This window comes from Microbacterium alkaliflavum (assembly GCF_044325405.1).
Classification (GTDB): Bacteria; Actinomycetota; Actinomycetes; order Actinomycetales; family Microbacteriaceae; genus Microbacterium; species Microbacterium alkaliflavum.
The window spans coordinates 45,915-65,298 of sequence record NZ_JBIQWL010000015.1; the positions used below are offsets into that span (position 1 = coordinate 45,915).

Sequence of the window (19,384 nt, forward strand, 5' to 3'; positions counted from 1 at the left end):
ACCGTGGTCGGGTACACCGGTCGGCTCGCGCACGCCAACGCGCTCTCGTTCCAGGACCTGAAGCTACACATCCGCGACTTGGGCGGACTGTCCGTCACGAAACCCAACGTCGAGCGGGTTCCCGAGATCGTCGAAGCGCTCGGCGGGCTCCCGCAGGGCTACTTCGCCGCGGATGGGCGTCGGCACGGCATGTGCGTACGGTGCAGCCACTACGACTGGCGCCCCCTGCGATGCCGCACCTGTTCACGACCGCAGGCTCCGCGCACCGAGTGTCGCCGGTGCGCGGCCGGCGCGGATACAACGACGCGGCGTCGCGGGGGAGCGGTGTGCCTGCACCACCATCGGTGGCACCTCGACGGTCTCGATGTCGACCTGACGGCGCATCCTGAGTACGGCCGCGCGGAGCGGTGGTTGAGCGGGAAGCTCTGGCTACGGGGAATTGCCCTCCATACGGGCGAACTGCAACTCGCCGTCCGTCTCATCCTCGCTGCCATGAACGACGCCGACGGTGCGACTGCACCCGCCGGACGTGCAGCAGAATTCAGCGTCGACCTTGAGGGTTCCTACGAAGACGCCCTGCTCTGCACCTACCCGGAGGCGGTCGCTCTGACGGGGATTCTGATCGATCCCGAGTTCCTCCGCTGCCTCCTCACGCCTCGATTCACCGCCGTCGATCAGGTCGAGATCATGCAGGCGGCGGTCGCCGGTGTCCTCCACGGCGTCGGTGGCCGTGCCCTGCACGAGACCGCGACGATGGTCGTCGACCGCAGCCGCGAGGCGATGATGGTCGCCTACGGTGCGGTCAAGAGCTACGGCGTGAAGACCATCCGCTGCGACTTCGACAAGGCACTGATCGCCTCTGCCCGCTCCACACGCGCTTGCCTCCTCCGCCACCTCGACACCGTTCGCGTGCCCAGCGGGTGGGAGACACCACTGTGGTGGCCCGCGCCCCCGACCGACGTCCTCAACCGTGCCGACCTGAAGCCGGACGTTCAGCCTTGGCATCCGAACGGCGAGTCGCTCGCCTCGGAAACATGAAGACGATCGCAACGCTGCCGTCTATGACGACGCGCGTCAAGCAGGACCGATGAGACGATGTTCGCATCGGGGCTGATCTCGACACATGATTCTTGACATGGGACTGAACGCGAGTGCGGAGATGTCGGAACAACCGGAGGGGCTTGTGAACCTCCTACGCAGGTTCGCGCCGGACTGGCCTGCGGTTCTCGACGTCGGCGCGGGATGGCATCCGCTGCTGATCAGACTGGACCGCCAGCTGGCCGAGATCGCGCCCGACTACGAGCTCCACCAATGCAAGTCGAAGTTCGGCGCCCTGAGCTTCTACGCGCAGCCAAGCGACGACCCGTCGATCTACAACGAGGAGTTCGTCGAGGCGATACGCGCCGCGGAGTGGGAAAGCACCCGCACCTGTGAGGAGTGCGGCGAGCCCGGCGGTCAGTACGTCATCCACCTCTGGGTGTGGACCCTCTGCGCCAAGCATGCGGCAGAGAAGAACGCTCAGTCAGAAGTCGAACGTCCGGCGCGCCGCTGAAATCTAGCGTTTCGCTATACAGCCCTAGATATCGCTAGATTCGGCGTTCCGCCGCCGCGGCCGATCGCGCGTCTGTCAGCGCAACAAGCTCGTCGCGCTCCGAGGTCGTGAGCCGGCCGTCGCGGTGCCCATTGGAGATGGCCTGGCTGAGCAGGTATGTCGGTGTTCCGAAGCGAACGCACTGATGGATCGCGGCTGCCAGGGTCACGATCGGCACCTCGCGCCACCAGGTGATCTGCTCGGCGTGGAGATCCTGCCGGTGAACCACGTATTGGACGCCGCCGCTGCGTCGGATCCTTCGCTGCGCGCCGACGGTCAGGTGGATGTGCCCTGGGTTGATGTCGCTGACCTCGAAGAGATCCAGTGCGGTCTCGTGGCTCAATGCGGCCTCCGGAGCGCCGGTCCACAGCACGGCCCGCATGTAGGGGTCGGCCTGGTCGAACGGGTACTTCACGAACCGGTAGACACCGTAGGAGGCGTGTTCGAGGGTTCCGCGAACGGCGAGTTGATTGAGGGCGCGGCGGGTGACGCCGAGTCCTTCTACTTGGCTCGCGGTGATGTAGCCGTGTTGACCCGACGCGGCTTCCCACAGCATGTCCCGGGCCAGCGCGTTCGACGCCACGTCAAAACACTACCGATTCCGTGGACATTCTGACCATCACTCGCCGTGACTTCCACCCCCGCATCCGTCATCGTCTTCGAGGGCTTCCGCAATGAGCCGCGCACCGAACTCTGCCGCCTCCGCGCCGTAGAGGGCCCGATCTCCCGGCTGAGGATTGGGCGCTTCGAGCGCGAGTTCCTCCGCGGTCATCTCCTCCCACGCGCGGATCCTCGCCGCCCGCTCCGCTTGGAACCCTCGCGAATGTGCGCGGAACACCTTGCCGACGCGCAGACTACGTTCGACTCCACGCTCCCAGCTGATCCAGCCGCGTCGCCTCCACTCGATGGCGGCATGGATCCGGAAGTCTCCGATGAGCTGGCGTCGCTGGCGATAGTCGAACTCCTCGGCGATCGACGACGGGATGCCGTCGGTATCGGGCAGGAGCTCGAGGAACATCTCAGAGAACGTCGGCCCCATGCCTGTGCGGCGTCGGGTCTGAGCGATGAAGATCGCGGCAGCCAATCCCCATTCGTCTGCGGTGTCGGGTCCGGTGAAGGACGCGAACACGTCTACCCAGGGAGTCGGCGGCGGGCCGTCGACGGACCTCCACCAGATCGGACGTGGATCGATAGCCACCGAGACCTCGACAATCACGGCCGACGGTGCATGGAGCTGCGGCTCGACGGTCGGCCTCAGTCGGCGGGTCGCAGCAGCACACGTGCAAGCCGACATCCCGCGCGAGCGCGGCGGTCGAGAAAGAGAGATTGTTTCGTATGGCCTCCTGGATTATGCCATACCGACTAGGCCATACCGAAGCAGGCATCTCGAAACGCTGGGTGGATGGCGAAGCGCACCCGACCGGACGACGCGGCGTGGGGTGCGTACGCGAACGAGCTGGCGGTGAACCTCCACCGGATCCGTCTCGAGCGCGGCTTGAGCCAGGAAGACGTCGCCTACGCCGCAGGCCTGACCCGGTACACGTACCAGAAGTACGAGAAGGGCGAGTCGAAGCCGGGGACCCCAGCGAACCCCACTATCCGCACTTTGCTCGCGCTCTGCCAAGCACTCAATGTCGCGCTCGTCGAGCTGCTACCGGAAGAGGCACCCGACCTCCGCCTGCGATGAATGCTCACGAGCGCGCATTGCGACATGACGTGCAGGGCGAGCCCGAACATGGTGGATCTCCGCCGATCTGCCTGCCGCTGTCTCCCGCACTGCCAGTGAACCCGGGGACGGCGAGAACCGCAGTCCTGTGAGCCCTTTCAATCGGTGGCCTTGTTATCACGCCGAACGGCCTGCGGAGGATGCGAGCTGACAAGGTGTCGAGTCTAGAAGCCGGGATGCACTACTGCGTTGACGATGGCGCGAATGGCGAGTTCCGACGCTGGGCCGACTTCGAGGGTGCTCGAAGATAGGAGCGATTGAGCCTGCAGACCGCTCAGAATGCCGAGGATCGCCGCCGATGCTGCCTCCACGTTCTCCCGTTCTGTCACGCCCTCCTGGTCGCACAATCGAACGAGGGCCTCTGCGATCTCGGAGCGCAATCGTGAGTAGCGCCGTTCGAAGAACGGTTGGGCCGGATGGTCGTCGGCGACGGATTCGGCGGACAGTACCGCGTACGCCTTCGCGATGTCCGGTCGCTGCTCGTCGGCGAACCCCGTGTGGACGAGGTCGAGGAAGAACTCCGCGCTGTCTGGGATGGGCTGTTCGTCGGGATTCTCGTCGTTGGCGTGGGTGCAGTACGCGAGGACCTCGACCAGGAGCTCTTGCTTGGAGCCGAAGTGATGCAGCACACCTGCGTGCGTCATGCCCGCGCGATCTGCGATGTCCGCGAGCCTGCCGTTCGTGTAGCCCTTGCTGCCGAAGACCTCGACTGCCGCATCGAGAATCTCCGAATGCTTCCGCCTGGTCTCGGCCCGGATGGTTGTCTCGGTCGCAGCGATGTATGTCATGCTCACCCGCTCGTGGTTCTTCGGCTCTGCGTGCGCGGTGGAAAATTGTTGCCGTCAGGATCGGCGCTGCCGTCGGCGTGAGGGGCTCGGTTCGGCCGGTGTGTCGTCCGCGATGGTCGGCGGAATCAGATGCCGGGCGCGGACGGGCGTGCTGACATAGGACTGGGTCGTCTGTTCGATCTGTTCGTCGGTTGCGGTGAGGCGGTCGCGATGTTGCGCCTGGTGTTCCTCCCAGGAGTCCACGGTGAAGTTCTCGACGAAGGTGTCGGGGGTCTCGGCGACGCGATAGAACTCCCACCGGCTGGCGCCGTTGCGCAGCCGCGAGCGTCGCAGCTGCGCGGTGGAGTCGAGGAAGGAGGCCTGGTCGGGCTGCGCGACGGTGTATTCGACCGTGACGACGATGGGTCCGTCGCTGGGCTGGAGCCCGATGGGGGCGACCACGTCACCCCAGTAGGAGGCCTTGGTCGGATCGGTGTCGGCGACGTTCGGCGTCCGCAGAAAGATGCCGGCGATCGAGGTCGCGGTGACCAGTGCGGCGGCGACGAGGAAGGCGATGACGACGCCGGTGACGGCCGCGAGCTGTCCCCACAGCACCGAGGCGATCGCCTGGGAGCCGGTGAAGGTGACAAGGTAGACCGACAGCCCGCGGGCGCGCACCCAGGCGGGCAGGACGAGCTGCAGCTCGGCGTTGAGGCTCGAGATCGTGGCGGTCCACGCGGCGCCGCCGAGGACGAGGGCGAGCTCCGCGACCCAGAACACGGGTACGAGCACGAGGGTGACGAGGACTCCGGCGTAGACGATCCCGGACAGCACGAGCAGAGTGTTGGTCGACATCACACCCCGCAGGCGCCCGATGGTGAGGGCCGCGACGATCGCTCCGACGCCGAGGGCGCCGAACAGGGCACCGTAGCCGCCGGCCGACACGTCGAGCCGTTCGCGGGCGACGAGGGGGATGAGCGCCCAGAGGATCGTTGCGGGGGCAATGAACATCATGGCGCGCAGCAGGATGCGGCGGACCATGGGTGCGTGTCGGACATAGCGGACGCCGGCCCGCAGCGCCGGGAGGAACCGTTCCGGTGCGGGCGGCGCGACGGTGAGGGGCGGGCGGCGCCACGTGAGGAGGGATCCCGCCAGCACGAGCGCTGTCGCCGCGGTGAGGACGAACACCCAAGGGACGCCGGCGAGGCCGATGAGCAGACCTGCGATCGCGGGACCGACTGAGCGCCCGAAGTTCACGCCGACCATTTCGAGTCGCGTCGCGGCCGCGAGCTCGTCCTTGGGGACGATCTCGGGGAGGGTAGCCTGCCAGGCAGGCACCTGGAATGCGCCGCCGAGGGCGACGAGGAACGTGAAGAGCAGCACCACGGGTGGCGATGCGAGCCCCGCCACGGTGAGCGCCGCGAGCGAGAGCGCGGCAACGGCGACGTAGACCTGGACGATGAGGATGATCCATCGCCGGTCGAACCGATCGGCGATGACGCCGCCGGGAAGCGTGAACAACATCATCGGCAGCGTCGCCGCGGTCTGGATGAGCGCGACCGTGACACTTGCATTCGGTCCGTTCACCAGCAGCCATTGGGCGCCGATCGTCTGCCCCCAGACGCCGACGTAGCTCACAACGACGGCCGGCCATAGCCAACGGAAGCCCGGCTGCTTCAGCGGCGCGAACGGGCCCGGCTCGGGCGGTCCATCAGGGACATCGGATGCCATCGCGTGCCTCAACTCGGGTAATCCGGTACGCCGGACGCAGCGCGCGCATCGTTGCGAGGGCCGTTCGAAGCAGACCAGCGGTGGGTGGACGATATCACAAACTCACACGGTAGGAAAAAATTGAGACACTCCGTACCCCCGGGGGGTACCGGGGGTACGGAGGGGGGGTATTCGGCCGGGTAAGCTCACGCCGGGAGGGGGTCGCCATGACGCAGCGTCGAGGTCCATATGCCAAGTCGGCGATGCGTCGCGATGCCATCCTCGATGCCGCCCTCAAGGTGTTTGCCACCAACGGATACTGGAACGGCTCCCTTGAGGAGATCGCAACCGAGGTCGGCGTCACGAAGCCCGCACTCCGGTACTACTTCCCCTCCAAAGAAGAGCTCTTCACGGGCGTCTTGGAGCGGTGGGACACGCTGGCGTTCGTTGTCTCACCGCTCGACGTCAGCGACCCCGTGGAGGCGCTGCGTGGACTCGTGCGCCTGACCGAGCGCAACCTCTCGATCCCAGGCGTCATCGCGCTGCACACGATGACCTCGATCGAGGCCACGAACCCCGCGCACCCCGCCCACGAGTTCTACATCCGCCGCTACGAGTTCTTCCGCGAGAGGATCACCGAGATCCTCGAAGGGTGTGAGCGCCTGGGGCTCCTTGCCCCCGGCGTCGTCCCAGCGCGCGCGGCGCGATCGTTGGGTGCAGTGATGGATGGGCTGCAGATCCAGTGGCTCACCGACAGCGAATCGGTCGACCTCGTCGGCGATGTCGCTCACCACATCGAAGGGCTGCTCGTCCCCGCTGCGGGTTGGACCGAGTAACCGACGTAAGTTTTCCTATCGGAAGATTTTTGTGGTAGAAGTTCTCCTTAGGTGAAGGCGCCTCGGAGGTTCGGTCGCTTTCCCGCGGAAGGAGACCCGATGAACGCGGTGAACGAGCAGCCTTGGATGGATGTCGCTCAGCCGGCCGGCCAGCGCGCGGCGTTGCTGCTGGCGGAGATGACGCTGGAGGAGAAGGTCGATCTCATGACCGGCGATCTCCTGGAAGGGGTCGAGGGCTTCAGCGCCGCCGGCATCGACAGGCTCGGCATCCCGCCGCTGCGGATGGCGGATGCCGGCAGCGGCATGCGGCGCCCGGCGGGATACTCCGCCACCACAGCGATGCCCGCGCCGATCGCCCTCGCCGCCACCTGGCAACCAGAACTCGGCGCACCGTACGGCCGTGTGGTCGCGGATGAGTGCTACCTGCTGCGCCACAACGTGCTGCTCGGCCCGAACGCGGACCTGGCCCGCGTCCCGTGGGCCGGACGGATCGGGGAGAGCGTCGGCGAAGACACTTTCCTCGCCGCGGAGATGAGCAAGCAGGTTCCCGCGGCCGTCCAGCGACCGGGCGTGATGGTCACGTACAAGCATCCGCTCCTCTACAACCAGGAGTCCAACCGTGGATCCGGGCAGAACTCGATCGCCGACGAGCGCACGATCCGCGAGGTGTACGCGCCGCCGTTCGACGCGGTGATCCGCGCGGGCGCCGTCTCACTCATGTCGTCGTTCAACAAGATCAACGGCGAGTTCGCGTGCGAGAGCGACTTTCTGCAGAACAAGCTGCTCCGGGATGCCTTCGGCTTCGCCGGATTCATCATGTCGGACTACTTCGCCAATCACGCGATGGTGCCCGGCAACGGTCTCGACATGGAACTGCCTGGCCTGCCGTTGCAGCCCACCTTCTATGCGGAGCATCTGGTGTGGGCGGTGCGGACCGGCTCGATCAGCGAGGCCGTCGTGAATCGCGCTTGCACCCGGATCCTCTGGGCGATGTTCACGACAGGGCTGTTCGACACCCCGCTCCCGGAGACCGATCAGCCGATCCCGTACGCCGAGCACGCCGCTGTCGCCCGCGCCGTCGAGGAGGCGGCCATCACCTTGCTGAAGAACGATGGTGCGACCCTTCCGTTGAGCACCGAACGCGTGCGGTCGATCGCGGTCATCGGTGCCGACACCGACCGGCCGGCACGGCTGGGCGGTTCGAGCTTCGTCACCATCCCGTCCGATCTCGTCGGCATCCTCCGTGGAATCAGCGAACGCGTGGCCGGAGACGTCGAGGTGCGCACGGCACCCGGAACCGACCGCATCGTGCTCGGCGACGGAGTGTTCCTCGGCGCACAGCCGATCTCCTCCTCGCTGCAGTCCGTGCCAGGCGACCCGGACGTGCCCGGGGTGCGTGCCGAGTTCTTCGGCAGCTTCGACCTCACCGGGGATCCGATCGAGGTGCGCATCGACCCCGACATGACGTTCAACAACTTCGCGCCATCCTCGTTCCACGACGCCATCCGCTCCGAGCCGCCGCGGTTCATGAGATCGCTGCGTGCGACCACGGTGCTGACCGCACCGGGAACAGGCGCCTACACGTTCACCCTCGCCGGATGGGGTTCCGCGCAGCTGTGGGTGGACGGCGTCGAGGTCGCGCGCCTGGACGCGCCGCACGTGTCAGGAGTATCCACTTCTGATCAGCTGGTCTGGGACGCTGGCTCCACGCACGAGCTCCGCCTCGAATTCCGCGCAACTGGGGCCCGCGACGGCCGCCAGCCCGGCTCCGTCCAGCTCGGCTGGACCTATCCGGAGGGCGCGTACAGCCCCGCGATCGTGCACGCCGCGCAGGTGGCGGCGGGAGCCGACGCCGCAGTCGTCTTCGTGCGGACCCTGGAGAGCGAGAACGAGGACTCCGGCACCCTTTCGCTGCCGCGCGACCAGGATGCGCTCGTCGCGGCGGTCGCCGCGGCGAACCCGCACACGATCGTCGTGCTCGGCACCGGCGCGCCCGTCTTGACGCCCTGGGCCGATCGTGTCCCCGCGATCCTGCACGCCTACTTCGGCGGCCAGGAACAGGGCCATGCGATTGCGAGCGTGCTGTTCGGCGAGGTGAACCCCTCCGGCAAGCTGCCATACACGATGGCGCAGAGCGAACAGCAGTACGCCCGGATCGGCATCCAAAACCCGGTGCGCACCGAGTGGAGCAAGGACGTGCACTACGTGGAGGGGCTGCACCTCGGCTACCGCGGATTCGACCGCCACGAGCTGGTCCCGCAGTACCCCTTCGGGCACGGCCTATCCTACACGCGCTTCGCGTTCGACGGGATCGTGGTCACGCCGGAGCATTCGAACGGATTCGAGCCCATCCGTGTCGCGTTCCAGCTGGCGAACGTGGGGGAGACCGCGGGCGCGGAGGTCGCCCAGGCCTACCTCGAAGTGCCCGACGGGCACGGCGAGCCGGTCCGCAAGCTCGTCGCCTTCCGCAAGGTCTTCCTGCAGCCAGGGGAGACCACCGAGGTGGAGCTCGTGATCGATCCGTTCGACGTCACATACCCGCTGGCGCGGTGGGATAACGGCGCGCACCTGTGGCGGACGATCGGCGGCGTGTACACCGTGCGCGTCGGATCCTCGTCTCGAGACCTTCCCCTCTCGGCGACGTTTGAGATCCACCCGATCCCCGAGCCGACGACGGAAGTCGGTGGAACCGCGTACGCCTACGTCGCTCAGGAGGCGGTCCCGGCTCCCGCCGCGATGTGACGACAACCCCTCTCGCAGCCACAGGAAAGGCGCATCCGACATGCCCACCCAGCCCAACGGCGCATCCCGACTGTTCCCGATCATCGGCGATCCGATTCGGTACGTCGAGTCGCCCGTCTCCCTCACCCGGACCTTCGCCGAGCGCGGCCACAACGCGGCCTGCATCCCGATGGAGGCACCCGAGGACGCTCTCGACATCGTCATGCAGGCGCTCTCCGCCACCACGAATGTAGACGGCATCCTCGTCACCAAACCGCACAAGTTCACCGCGGCCGCCTACTGCGCGACGGTGTCCGAGCGCACCCGACTCCTGGGCGCGGTGAGCACGATCCGGCGCAACCCGGACGGGACCTGGCATGGCGATACGCTCGACGGTCTCGCCTTCCTGAAAGCGCAGCGAGACCACGGCGCGCGCATTGAGGGGTCGAAGGCCCTGCTGATCGGTGCCGGCGGCGCCGGGAGCGCCATCGCGATCGAGCTCGTGCGCGGAGGAGTCCGGGAACTCGTCATCTACGATCCGGACGGGAAACGCGCCCTGGAGCTCTGGGCTCTCGTCACCGACCTCGGGGAGGCGCAGGTGTCCGTGGGGCCGGCTGATCCGACGGGGTTCGACCTCGTGTTCAACGCCAGCCCCATGGGCATGGCGGACGACGACCCGATGCCGGTCGACGGCGCCCTCTTGTCCTCAGACATGTTCGTCGGAGACGTCATCGCCGGGCATGGGACGACACCGTTCATCGCCGCCGCTCAGGCCGCCGGCTGCAGAACGGCGAACGGCACGGACATGGTCGACGCCGTCCAGGACATCATGGCGGACCTCCTCCTGGGCGCCGACATCGGCTGAGCCCGCTGCAGTGCGGGTGTGAGTGCACGGCTCTCACACCCGTCCTCGGCGTGCCGTCCGGATGATCATCGAGTACGCACACCACCCATAAATTCTTACACTTGGATACTTCTTCCTAACGTAAAAAATTCATGCTACGTTCAAGCGTCCGCCCCCTTCGAAGATGAAAGGACGAATCCATGTCGGATTCATCGGCCTCAAGGCTCAGTGCCCCACCCACCGCGACCGTGCCAGCGACCGCCGCACGGCCGGGATACATCGTGATGCTGCTCATCACGTGGTTCTGCTTCTACGCCGCGCTGCTCGGCCCCGCGATCGTCGGCGTCGGAGTCAAGGTCCTGACGATCGTCCCGGAGTCGGAGAAAGCGTCCGCGCTCGCGTGGATCTCCGGATTCGGGGCCCTGGCCGCAGCGATCGCGAACCCCGTCTTCGGTCGCATCTCCGACCGCACCACCTCACGGTGGGGCCGTCGGCGGCCCTGGATCGTCGCCGGTATGTCGGGTCTTGTGGTGGGCTTCATCTGCTTCGCGCTCGCCCCGAATGTCCCGACTGCCGTCGTCGCGTGGGCGTTCTGCCAGTTCTGCGCCAACGCCGCGCTGTCTCCCCTGACGGCCAGCGTCGCGGACCAGGTTCCGTCCTTCCAGCGCGGTCAGGTCACGGCATCGCTGGGCATCGCACTGAACCTCGGCATCATGGCGTCCACCTGGGTCGCAAAGATCTTCGTGGACCAGCTGATCATCCTGTTCGTCGCGCCATCGCTCATCGCCCTCGGCGTCATCATCGCGTACGCGTTCGTGCTCCCTGACCGCGTGCTGCCCGAGCGCCCGCCGCGCGAGGGTTTCAAGGCGGTCCTGAAGACCTTCTGGGTGAACCCCCGCACGTATCCCGACTACGCCTTCGCCTGGTGGTCGAAGTTCATGATCGTGCTGGCGACGAACCTGTTCACGACGTTCCGACTGTTCTTCATCAAGGACAAGATCGGGCTCAGCGTTGAAGAGGCAGCGGGCACCGTCGCCCTCGGTGTGCTGATTTACACCCTGGTGCTCATGCCCTCCGCGTGGATCGCGGGCAAGTTGTCGGACAAGGTCGGGCGTCGCAAGCCGTTCGTGATCACGTCGGGCATCATCTTCGGCATCGGAACGGCGTTGCTGATGACCGCACACACCGTCGAGATCTTCTACGTCGTCGAAGCCATCCTCGGACTCGCCTACGGTGTGTACGTCGGCGTCGACCTCGCGCTCGTCATGGACGTTCTGCCCGACCCGGAGAATCCCGGCAAGGACCTCGGCGTCTTCAACATCGCGAATGCCGTTCCGCAGTCCGCCGGGCCGCTGGTCGGAGCCTTGCTGCTCAGCGTCGGCAGCGCGGTGAGTCAGAACTACACGCTCCTCCTGATTGTGGCGGGGATCATGGGGGTGATCGGAGGCTTGGTGCTCATACCCATCAAGAAAGTCCGCTGATCGAGCACCAGCACCTGGTCCGGAGCTCCCTGTCGACGCGGAGGCGACAGGGAGCTCTGCCGTGCGCGGCGGGTCTCCGGACTCTTCGACTCTGCGGAGTCGGAGAGTCCACCTTCGTTCTCACCGATACCAGCCATCCAGGGAGGCGTGGTGGGCGACTGGCGCGTGGGGCCCGATCTGCATCCGGCGGCGGGCGCTGAACGACTCGAGTTGCGAACGTGGGTCGTCAGGTGGCCGTGGAGGCGCTTCTGACAGCGGCGGGCGCGCTCCAGCTGGCCAGCAGTCTCATGGCCTGAGCGGTGGGCGTTCCTGCCTCGACGGTGTAGATGAGCATGACCAGCCCCGGGTCGGTGGAGAGCTCGAACGATTCGTAGCCGAACTCGAGGTCGCCAACGTCGGCGTGTGTGAGCAGCTTCATGCCGGAGCGGTACCGGAACACGTCATGAGTCGCCCACAGTGTGCGGAACTCCTCGCTCTGCGTCGAGAGTGTGCCGACGATCTCGATCAGGTCGCGGTCGTACGGGTCCTGTGCCGATGCGGTGTGCAGGAGTGCGACCACGTTGTGCTTCGCGAGCTCGAAGTCGCGGTGGAAAAGCTCCGCTCGCGGGTCAAGAAAGAGGTAGTGGGCGTAGTTGAACCGGTCTCGGGATCCGTCCGCCGGAAGCGAGTACAGCGCGCGTCCGATCGGGTTCGACGCGAGCCGGTCCAAGCGCGCGTTCTGTACGAAGGCGGGCGTCTCGATGGAGTCCAGTACCCGTTGGATGCCTTCCCGAACGACGGTGCGATTCGGGCCCTTCTTGCGTGGAGAGGAGCGCTGCGTGATCTGGACCAGGTCGAACAGATGATTGCGTTCGTCGTCGTCAAGCTGCAGAGCTCGTGCGATGGCCTCGAGGACCTCACGGGAGGCTCCGGAGATCTTTCCCCGTTCGAGGCGGGCGTAGTAGTCGGCGCTCACCCCCGCGAGGTGGGCGACTTCCTCTCGGCGCAGCCCGGGGACGCGGCGTGAGCCGTTGTACAGCGGGACGCCCGCTTGTTCCGGACTGAGCTTGGCACGTCGGGAGGTCAGGAAGCTGCTGATCTCGGAGCGGGTGTCCATGGTCATCACGCTAACCGTGGACATCTTCGGTCGCCGACGCATCGGCCGCCGTCGGATGGGAAGCGCGGGCGGCGGGGTTCCGTGCACCGATGAGAACGATGACTCCGGCGACCGCGGCGAGTGCTGCGTATCCGACGGTGATGTCGAGCAGGGTGAGTGTGCGGGTCAGCTGCCCGGCGATCAGGCTGGGGATGGCGGCACCGAGGTATGACATGGCGTAGATCACAGCGAGCAGACCGGCCCGTTGTGCAGGTGTCGCCAGCGGCAACAGGATTCGCATGCTGCTCGACATGCCCATGCCCATGCCGATGCCGCCAAGGATTCCGGCCGCGATGAACAGCACCGCGCTGCCGGCGAGGAGCGAAGCGATGAAGCCCGCGGCTGCAATGACGACGAGGCCCATGGCGAGTCGCTGCGCCGTGGCGGGCCTGAGCTTGCCGCTGAGCGGTCCGCCGAGCACGCCGGGTGCCTGGTAGGACGCGAACACGGCGGCGGCGATCACGGGGCTGGTGGAGTGGAGGTAGCCCGACGCCACGGAGGGGGCGAACGCGGTGACGTAGCCGCCGAACGCCCAGGTCGAGATGAAAATCGCCGCGGCCACGGGCATGAACGGTCGCACGCTGGCGGGAAGGGTGAGCCGCGGGACCATCGAGCGGCGGGCTCCCGGGTTGCGTCTCACGGTCTCGGGATGCGCCGCGATCCCTCCCGCGCACACGAGCAGCAGTCCGGCGACGATGACGAACACGAGCACGCGGGGTGCCGGCGCGAACTCGACGAGGATCGCGGAACCGAACACGCCGATGGACAGACCGAAGCTGGGCGCCATGCTGGTGACCGTCGCGACGAGCCATTTCGGGTTCCGCGGAGCGGTGTCCACGGCGTAGGCGGCGATGGCGCTGGCCGCGAGCCCGGCAGCGATGCCCTGCAGCATGCGCCCGATCAGCAACGGCCACAGGCCGTGCACCGTGGTCAAGGTGAGGGTCCCCGCCGCAGCGAGGAGCAGCGCCGCGATCGACACGGGGCGTCGGCCGAGATGATCCGACAGGCGCCCGAGCACCAGCAGCGAGAGCACGGCGCAGAGAAAGTAAGCGACCGTGACTACGGAGAAGTCCGCGTCCGTGAGGCCGTCGACGGTGCGATAGGTGGTGAACAGTGGGATCGCGGTCGAGCCTGCAGCGAACACCCCCATGAACGAGAGGGTCGCTATCGTGAACCCGCGGCTTCTCGTCATGGGTACCGAAGGTCTTCGGGTGCTCGTGCTGCTCATTTCGCGGTCCCACCCCCGAGCAGGAAGTCGGCCATCAGTTCCTGCACTGCTTCGACCATGTGCCCGCCGGTGGCGGTGCCGCATCCGGCGCCCTGTGCCGCGGCGATGAGCGCGGTCGTGCCGTGCCCGGAGATCACGTCACCGACGAACATCGACGACGTGAGCAGGGTGGGATCCACCGGGAGCGGGTCGTCGTCGGCCATTCCCATCGGGGTCGCATTGAGTACCAGGTCGAACCCTGTCGGGTCGGCTGAGCCCGCCCGCGTCTTGTCCGCGTCGGTGTCGCTCAACAGCTCGATGAGGCCGGAGACGCGAGCGAGGTCGGTGTCGTGGATGACCAGCTCCTTCACCCCCGCGTCGAGCAGGGCGATGGCGATCGCGCTCCCGGCCCCGCCCGCACCGATCAGGAGTGCACGAGCGCCCTCGATCCGGGCACCGTGATCCTGCTGGGCTTTCACGAACGCGAGGCCGTCGAGCATGTCGCCGTGCCACGTACCGTCCGGATTGCGGCGGATCACGCTGATCACCGCCAGCAGCCGTGCTCGATCCGAGGTTGTCGTGCAGTACCGGAACGCGGCTTGCTTGTGAGGCATGGTGACGAGGATGCCGTCGACGTTCGGCATCACGGCCAACGCGGTCATGGCCGCGTCGAGGTCACCTTCGGGCACCTGCAGCGGGACGCAGGCGGCGTTGTGCCCGCGACTCTGGAGGGTGCGGGTAAGCCAGACGGGGGATTCCACGAATCGAATCGGATCACCGATGATCGGGAAGACACGGCTTGCGCCGGTGAGTTGGATGTTCATGGTTCGGATTCCTTAGGATCAGCGTCCGTGCGAACTGTCTCGATAGGGCTACGTCAGAACCAGGACGGTCCGGAGTTCACGTAATGGCGCTCGGGTTCAGAGGTTGGTCTGGGCCTCGAGGAAGTCGGGGTAGCGGGCGCCCTCGATCCTGATCGCGGACGACGCTCGGGTGAGCGTCTCGACCTCGTCCGCGGTGAGAACCACGTCCGCCGCGGCGAGGTTCTCCTCGAGCCGGTGCAGCTTCCTGGTGCCCGGGATGGGCACAACCCACGGCTTGCGAGAGACCAGCCACGCCAGAGCGACCTGCCCGGGAGTGGCCCCCTTCTGTTCCGCGACAGCCTTGACCTCGTCGACGAGGGCGAGGTTGTGCTGCAGCGCCTCAGTGGTGAACCTCGGAATTGTCGCACGGATGTCGTTGCCGACTTCGAACTGAGTGGAGGTGTCGACCGTGCCGGTGAGGAATCCCTTGCCGAGCGGGCTGAACGGCACGAAGCCGATGCCGAGACCCTCGCAGACATCGAGCACGTCTTCCTCGGGGCGACGCCACCACAGCGAGTACTCGCTCTGGATCGCGGTGACCGGCTGGACCGCGTGCGCGCGCCGGATGGTGCCCGCGGCGGCCTCGGACATCCCGTAGTGGCGGACCTTGCCCTGTTCGATCAACCTCTTCACCGCTCCGGCGAAGTCCTCGACGGGGAACTCCGGATTGATGCGGTGCTGGTAGTACAGGTCGATGGTGTCGATTCCAAGGCGCCGAAGTGAACCCTCGACGACCTCGGGCACCTCGTCAGGGGTCAGCATGCGCCCCGTCGGCTTGCGTGTTGCGGGGTCGACGTGATTCGCGAACTTGGTCGCGATCACGACCCGGTCGCGGAACGGGGCGAGCGCCTCGCCGACGAGCTCCTCGTTCGCGTGCGGGCCGTAGATCTCCGCGGTGTCGAAGAAGGTGACGCCGCGGTCGACTGCGGTACGGAGGAGGGCGATCATCTGGTCTCGGTCGGGACGGCCGCTGTACCCGCCGGTCATGCTCATGCAGCCCAGTCCGATCGCGGAGACCTGCAGGCCGCTGGCTCCGAGTGTGCGTGTGTTCATGTGCTGGATCCTTCGTTCAGGCGTTCGTGTCGGGGGCGGTGAAGAGTTGCTTCGCGACGGCCATCGCGCCCATGGCTTTGGGCCAGCCGGCGTAGAAGGCGACGTGGGTGATCGCCTCGATGAGCTCGTCAGGGGTGAGGCCGTTCTCGATGGCGCGGCCGAGGTGGAAGCGCAGCTGGTCAGTGTCTCCGCCGGCGGTAAGGACGGCCACGGTGATGAGGCTGCGGTCGCGGGCCGGGAGCTGTGCCCGGTTCCACACGTCAGTGAACAGGACGTCGTCGGTGAGCTCGGCAAGTTTCGGCGCGAAGTCGCCGAGTGTCTTCCGGCCACCGCCGACCTGGAGGGGCTGATCCGTCATGATGGTCTCCTTCTTCTCGCTCGGTTCATGGGGCTGCAGCGAGTCGGACCTCGTCCGCGGTCGCCGAGGTCCCCAAGTCGGATGCTGCCTCGCTGCAGGTGGTGGTGTGTCTTCGCTTCGGTACACGGGCGCAGCAGCACCTTGACCGCGCGACGTTCGTCCATCGCGCGGTACCCCTCGGCGGCGTCCTCCAGCGGGAGGGCGAGGTCGAAGACCTTGCCGGGGTCGATGGTGCGGTCCCAGATCAACTGGATCAGATCGGGCAGGTAGCGACGCACCGGCGCGGGACCACCAGTGAGGTGGACGAGAGCGAAGAACAGCTCGCCGCCGGGCAGGGCGACGTCGTGTGAGACGCCGACGAAGCCGACGTGCCCGCCGGGCCGGGCGGACCGGATTGCCTGCATCATCGACTCCTGTGTGCCGACGGCTTCGACGACCGAGTGCGCGCCGAGGCCGTCGGTGAGCTCTTTGATCCTCGCGACGCCCTCGTCGCCGCGCTCTTCGACGATGTCGGTTGCGCCGAACTGGCGGGCGAGGCTCTGCCGATCCGCATGCCGTGACATGGCGATGATCCGCTCGGCGCCCAGCTGTTTCGCGGCCAGGATCGCCATCAGCCCGACAGCGCCGTCCCCAACGACCGCCACAGTCTTGCCCGGGCCGGCCTCGGCCGCGTCGGCGGCGAACCAGCCGGTGCCGAGCACATCGGACGCGGCGAGCAGGGAAGGGATCAGGTCGTCGTCGGGCGGGCCGGGGGTGGCGACCAGGGTGCCGTCGGCCAGCGGCACCCGCAGACGTTCGGCCTGGGCGCCGAGGGTGCCCATCAGGACGGCGTGCACGCACCGGGACTGGTAGCCGGCCCGGCAGATCTCGCAGGTGTTGTCGGAGGCCCAGAAGGAGCCGACGACGAAGTCACCGACCTTGACGGACGTCACGAGGTCGCCGATCTGCTCGACAATGCCGACGTACTCGTGGCCCATCGGCGTCGGCCCGTCGACGCGGTCGAGCCCACGATAGGGGTGCAGGTCCGACCCGCACACGCACGCGGCGACCACCCGGATCACGGCGTCCGTAGGTTCCTCGATCGTCGGGTCATCTCGATTCTCGACCCGGACATCGCCGGGTGCGTACATCATTGCTCCGCGCATGACGGAGCCTCCTCTCGTGTCGCGATGACCATGTGATCGGATTCGCATCAGGGGCGGCGGTAGTCCTCGTCGCTGACATGCTCGAGCCAGACCGTGGTCGCAGCCGGATCGTCGCCGTTCTCAGTGATCGCGAGGTGCTCCATGAAGTCCTCCGGCGTCGCGCCGTGCCAGTGCTCCTCACCGGGCGACGTGTACACCGTCTGACCGGGAAGAGCCACCAGAACGGTGCCGTCACGGCGGCCGACAAGGGCGACCCCCTCGACGATGTGCAGCGTCTGACCGCGGTCGTGCGAGTGCCATGCGGTCCGGGCGCCCGGCGCGAATCTCACACGCCCCACGACAGCTTGCTGCCCCGGCTCCCGAGGGACCGCGATCAGGTCCAGCCAGACATCGCCCGTGAACTGCTCCGGCGGATTCTTCACCGTCGCCGGCTTCGGCAGGATCTCCATCGTTTCGTGTCCTCTCTCGTCGGCGTTCCTCGCGCACCACACCGCCAGGGTTCCTGGCCGACATGCCTTCGTGGGGGATCGTTTCGACGCTACGCCGGGCCGAACGGTGCGAGCCAGGACCCCTCAGACCATGGTTCATCCGCCCCTTCCGCGCTCGCACGCCGAAAGGGGGTCGTGGAACCTCGCGGGGGCTGAATACGTCGGGCCGGACGTGTCGCGTACCGACGGTGGCGGTGACGTCTTTCACGTCTCTTGCACCTTCTGGCGGATGCGGATGCTGCGCCACACGATGATCACGAGCATGAGTGCGAGCGCGGTGAGAATGGCGCAGGCCGTGAAGACGCCCGGGAAACCGAGGCTGGTCCCGGCGATCGCGATCACGCCGCCGGCCACGACCGCGCCGATTCGCCGCGTGTTCGTGAAGAGTCCCGACGCGAGGCCTGGCCGCGGGATTATGTCTTGGAACAAGGTCAGGCCGATGCCGGTGACGGTCGCGAAGAACCACGCGTTCAGCAGCTGAGCGGCGATCAGGGTGACCGGGTCGTGGACGATGGCCATCAGCACGTAGAAGAGGATGCCGACGACGCATCCGACCAGCAGCAGCGGGACCTGCCCGAAGCGCGGCGTCAGGCGGCCGAGGAGCATCAGGGCGGGAACCTCGGCGAGGGCCGCGACTCCGAGCGCAACGCCGCCCCAGATGGCATTCAGGTGCAGGCTGTTGACGGTGAACAGCGTCATGATCGACGATGCGGTCGCGTTGGTCGCCTGCAGTGCCACGAAAGCGGTCACGATCACCGCGATGCGCACCTTCGAGATCGGTACGGACGGGTCGTCGGCAGTTCGCGCCGACGCTGGGGATTCTTTGCCGTGGCGCCGCATCCCGAGGATCGCACCCATTCCCACCAGGGAGATGACGACGATCGCCGCGAGCACGGCGCGCGTGCCGATCCATCCGGCCAGCAGCATCGCGACGGGGGGCCCGGCCACCCAGGCCACGGACACCATCGCCCGGGTGCTGAGGATGTCGGAAGGCCCGAATCCGGCGGAGCGCAGGTGGGCGAAGAAGAGGGACGATCCGACTCCGGCCGGCCCGCCCAGAACGATGAGAGCGACGATCGCGACCGACAGGGAACCGCTGACGGCCAGTACGCCGGCGAGAGCGAGCGTGAGGAACCCGCACACCAGCATCCAGTTCAGGTAGGTGCGGCGCCGGTCGGCCCAGCCGGGGATGATGAGCGACGCGACGAACCCGCTTGCGTTGTACAGGGCGAGCGCGAGGCCGACCTGCGCGTCGGTCGCATGAAGCTGCGTGGACAGCAGCAGCGCGAGGGCTGGGTTCAGGAACGCGAACTGCAGACCCCACGTGAACGCCGCCGTCTGCACGGAGACGCGCGCTCCTCGCGACGGCTCCCGCCGCGTGTTGTCATCTCGAGTCGCGGACATCGTGTTCCTTCGGTCATCGGCGATCGGTCGATTCGGGTCTCCTCCATCGGATTCG

General features: G+C 67.0%; 19 protein-coding genes. 7 read left to right on the plus strand and 12 right to left on the minus strand.

Going from position 1 to position 19,384, the window contains the following annotated elements; translation table 11 throughout:
• The first annotated feature begins 3 nt into the window (after positions 1 to 3).
• Positions 4 to 1,038: a hypothetical protein gene (locus ACH3VR_RS21985; RefSeq protein WP_397558479.1), complete on the plus strand. Its 1,035-nt coding sequence runs from the start codon at positions 4 to 6 to the stop codon at positions 1,036 to 1,038.
• 97 nt (positions 1,039 to 1,135) lie between these two features.
• Entirely contained in the window at positions 1,136 to 1,552 is a 417-nt protein-coding gene (locus tag ACH3VR_RS21990; RefSeq protein ID WP_397558480.1) for a hypothetical protein, read from the plus strand.
• A 34-nt stretch (positions 1,553 to 1,586) separates the two neighbouring features.
• Here the strand turns inward: ACH3VR_RS21990 and ACH3VR_RS21995 are convergent, their stop codons facing one another.
• Positions 1,587 to 2,174 carry a type IV toxin-antitoxin system AbiEi family antitoxin domain-containing protein gene (locus ACH3VR_RS21995; protein ID WP_397558481.1) on the minus strand — a complete coding sequence of 196 codons (588 nt, stop codon included), beginning with the start codon at positions 2,172 to 2,174 and terminating at the stop codon, positions 1,587 to 1,589.
• Between the two features lie 36 nt (positions 2,175 to 2,210).
• Entirely contained in the window at positions 2,211 to 2,675 is a 465-nt protein-coding gene (locus ACH3VR_RS22000; RefSeq protein ID WP_397558482.1) for a hypothetical protein, read from the minus strand.
• 318 nt (positions 2,676 to 2,993) lie between these two features.
• Here ACH3VR_RS22000 and ACH3VR_RS22005 point away from each other — a divergent pair, with 318 nt between their 5' ends.
• Positions 2,994 to 3,278: a helix-turn-helix domain-containing protein gene (locus ACH3VR_RS22005; RefSeq protein WP_397558483.1), complete on the plus strand. Its 285-nt coding sequence runs from the start codon at positions 2,994 to 2,996 to the stop codon at positions 3,276 to 3,278.
• A gap of 203 nt (positions 3,279 to 3,481) precedes the next feature.
• Here ACH3VR_RS22005 and ACH3VR_RS22010 read toward each other — a convergent pair whose 3' ends face one another.
• Entirely contained in the window at positions 3,482 to 4,105 is a 624-nt protein-coding gene (locus tag ACH3VR_RS22010) for a TetR/AcrR family transcriptional regulator (protein ID WP_397558484.1), read from the minus strand.
• Positions 4,106 to 4,159: 54 nt separating this feature from the next.
• Positions 4,160 to 5,815, minus strand: a complete 1,656-nt coding sequence (locus tag ACH3VR_RS22015) for an MFS transporter (RefSeq protein ID WP_397558485.1) — start codon at positions 5,813 to 5,815, stop codon at positions 4,160 to 4,162.
• Positions 5,816 to 6,021: 206 nt separating this feature from the next.
• On the opposite strand from ACH3VR_RS22015, the gene ACH3VR_RS22020 reads away from it, so the two are divergent.
• The 4 genes from ACH3VR_RS22020 (at position 6,022) to ACH3VR_RS22035 (ending at position 11,676) form a co-directional block, all read left to right on the plus strand.
• Positions 6,022 to 6,630: a TetR/AcrR family transcriptional regulator gene (locus ACH3VR_RS22020; protein WP_397558486.1), complete on the plus strand. Its 609-nt coding sequence runs from the start codon at positions 6,022 to 6,024 to the stop codon at positions 6,628 to 6,630.
• Positions 6,631 to 6,729: 99 nt separating this feature from the next.
• On the plus strand, positions 6,730 to 9,372 hold the full coding sequence (locus ACH3VR_RS22025) for a glycoside hydrolase family 3 protein (RefSeq protein ID WP_397558487.1): 2,643 nt from the start codon (positions 6,730 to 6,732) through the stop codon (positions 9,370 to 9,372).
• 40 nt (positions 9,373 to 9,412) lie between these two features.
• Complete coding sequence (locus ACH3VR_RS22030; RefSeq protein ID WP_397558488.1) at positions 9,413 to 10,216, plus strand: shikimate dehydrogenase family protein; 804 nt, start codon at positions 9,413 to 9,415, stop codon at positions 10,214 to 10,216.
• 179 nt (positions 10,217 to 10,395) lie between these two features.
• Positions 10,396 to 11,676, plus strand: a complete 1,281-nt coding sequence (locus ACH3VR_RS22035) for an MFS transporter (RefSeq protein ID WP_397558489.1) — start codon at positions 10,396 to 10,398, stop codon at positions 11,674 to 11,676.
• A gap of 226 nt (positions 11,677 to 11,902) precedes the next feature.
• On the opposite strand, the gene ACH3VR_RS22040 is transcribed toward ACH3VR_RS22035, so the two are convergent.
• From ACH3VR_RS22040 to ACH3VR_RS22075, 8 genes are all read right to left on the minus strand, one after another.
• Positions 11,903 to 12,772: a helix-turn-helix transcriptional regulator gene (locus ACH3VR_RS22040; protein WP_397558490.1), complete on the minus strand. Its 870-nt coding sequence runs from the start codon at positions 12,770 to 12,772 to the stop codon at positions 11,903 to 11,905.
• A 10-nt stretch (positions 12,773 to 12,782) separates the two neighbouring features.
• Positions 12,783 to 13,961, minus strand: a complete 1,179-nt coding sequence (locus tag ACH3VR_RS22045) for an MFS transporter (protein ID WP_397558491.1) — start codon at positions 13,959 to 13,961, stop codon at positions 12,783 to 12,785.
• Between the two features lie 74 nt (positions 13,962 to 14,035).
• Positions 14,036 to 14,842 (minus strand): shikimate dehydrogenase family protein, encoded by an 807-nt coding sequence (locus ACH3VR_RS22050; protein WP_397558492.1) that lies wholly within the window; start codon positions 14,840 to 14,842, stop codon positions 14,036 to 14,038.
• 96 nt (positions 14,843 to 14,938) lie between these two features.
• Positions 14,939 to 15,934, minus strand: coding sequence for an aldo/keto reductase (locus ACH3VR_RS22055; protein ID WP_397558493.1), 996 nt, complete (start codon positions 15,932 to 15,934; stop codon positions 14,939 to 14,941).
• A gap of 16 nt (positions 15,935 to 15,950) precedes the next feature.
• Positions 15,951 to 16,292, minus strand: a complete 342-nt coding sequence (locus tag ACH3VR_RS22060) for a carboxymuconolactone decarboxylase family protein (protein WP_397558494.1) — start codon at positions 16,290 to 16,292, stop codon at positions 15,951 to 15,953.
• A complete protein-coding gene (locus ACH3VR_RS22065) occupies positions 16,289 to 17,437 on the minus strand; it encodes a zinc-dependent alcohol dehydrogenase family protein (RefSeq protein WP_397558495.1) in 1,149 nt (382 codons plus the stop codon). Before ACH3VR_RS22065 ends, ACH3VR_RS22060 begins: the two co-directional genes overlap by 4 nt.
• 47 nt (positions 17,438 to 17,484) lie before the next feature.
• Positions 17,485 to 17,886 (minus strand): (R)-mandelonitrile lyase, encoded by a 402-nt coding sequence (locus ACH3VR_RS22070; protein WP_397558496.1) that lies wholly within the window; start codon positions 17,884 to 17,886, stop codon positions 17,485 to 17,487.
• 243 nt (positions 17,887 to 18,129) lie between these two features.
• A complete protein-coding gene (locus ACH3VR_RS22075; RefSeq protein ID WP_397558497.1) occupies positions 18,130 to 19,329 on the minus strand; it encodes an MFS transporter in 1,200 nt (399 codons plus the stop codon).
• Positions 19,330 to 19,384: the final 55 nt, after the last annotated feature.

Excerpts from the sequence above, each read along its gene's own strand:
- ACH3VR_RS22025 (WP_397558487.1), top strand. The coding sequence starts at position 6,730 with ATGAACGCGGTGAACGAGCAGCCTTGGATGGATGTCGCTCAGCCGGCC.
- ACH3VR_RS22075 (WP_397558497.1), bottom strand. The coding sequence starts at position 19,329 with ATGTCCGCGACTCGAGATGACAACACGCGGCGGGAGCCGTCGCGAGGA.
- ACH3VR_RS22070 (WP_397558496.1), bottom strand. The coding sequence starts at position 17,886 with ATGGAGATCCTGCCGAAGCCGGCGACGGTGAAGAATCCGCCGGAGCAG.
- ACH3VR_RS22020 (WP_397558486.1), top strand. The coding sequence starts at position 6,022 with ATGACGCAGCGTCGAGGTCCATATGCCAAGTCGGCGATGCGTCGCGAT.
- ACH3VR_RS22035 (WP_397558489.1), top strand. The coding sequence starts at position 10,396 with ATGTCGGATTCATCGGCCTCAAGGCTCAGTGCCCCACCCACCGCGACC.
- ACH3VR_RS22045 (WP_397558491.1), bottom strand. The coding sequence starts at position 13,961 with ATGGGGGTGTTCGCTGCAGGCTCGACCGCGATCCCACTGTTCACCACC.
- ACH3VR_RS22055 (WP_397558493.1), bottom strand. The coding sequence starts at position 15,934 with ATGAACACACGCACACTCGGAGCCAGCGGCCTGCAGGTCTCCGCGATC.
- ACH3VR_RS21990 (WP_397558480.1), top strand. The coding sequence starts at position 1,136 with ATGGGACTGAACGCGAGTGCGGAGATGTCGGAACAACCGGAGGGGCTT.
- ACH3VR_RS22030 (WP_397558488.1), top strand. The coding sequence starts at position 9,413 with ATGCCCACCCAGCCCAACGGCGCATCCCGACTGTTCCCGATCATCGGC.
- ACH3VR_RS22015 (WP_397558485.1), bottom strand. The coding sequence starts at position 5,815 with ATGGCATCCGATGTCCCTGATGGACCGCCCGAGCCGGGCCCGTTCGCG.
- ACH3VR_RS22010 (WP_397558484.1), bottom strand. The coding sequence starts at position 4,105 with ATGACATACATCGCTGCGACCGAGACAACCATCCGGGCCGAGACCAGG.
- ACH3VR_RS22060 (WP_397558494.1), bottom strand. The coding sequence starts at position 16,292 with ATGACGGATCAGCCCCTCCAGGTCGGCGGTGGCCGGAAGACACTCGGC.
- ACH3VR_RS22005 (WP_397558483.1), top strand. The coding sequence starts at position 2,994 with ATGGCGAAGCGCACCCGACCGGACGACGCGGCGTGGGGTGCGTACGCG.
- ACH3VR_RS22065 (WP_397558495.1), bottom strand. The coding sequence starts at position 17,437 with ATGCGCGGAGCAATGATGTACGCACCCGGCGATGTCCGGGTCGAGAAT.
- ACH3VR_RS22050 (WP_397558492.1), bottom strand. The coding sequence starts at position 14,842 with ATGAACATCCAACTCACCGGCGCAAGCCGTGTCTTCCCGATCATCGGT.
- ACH3VR_RS22040 (WP_397558490.1), bottom strand. The coding sequence starts at position 12,772 with ATGGACACCCGCTCCGAGATCAGCAGCTTCCTGACCTCCCGACGTGCC.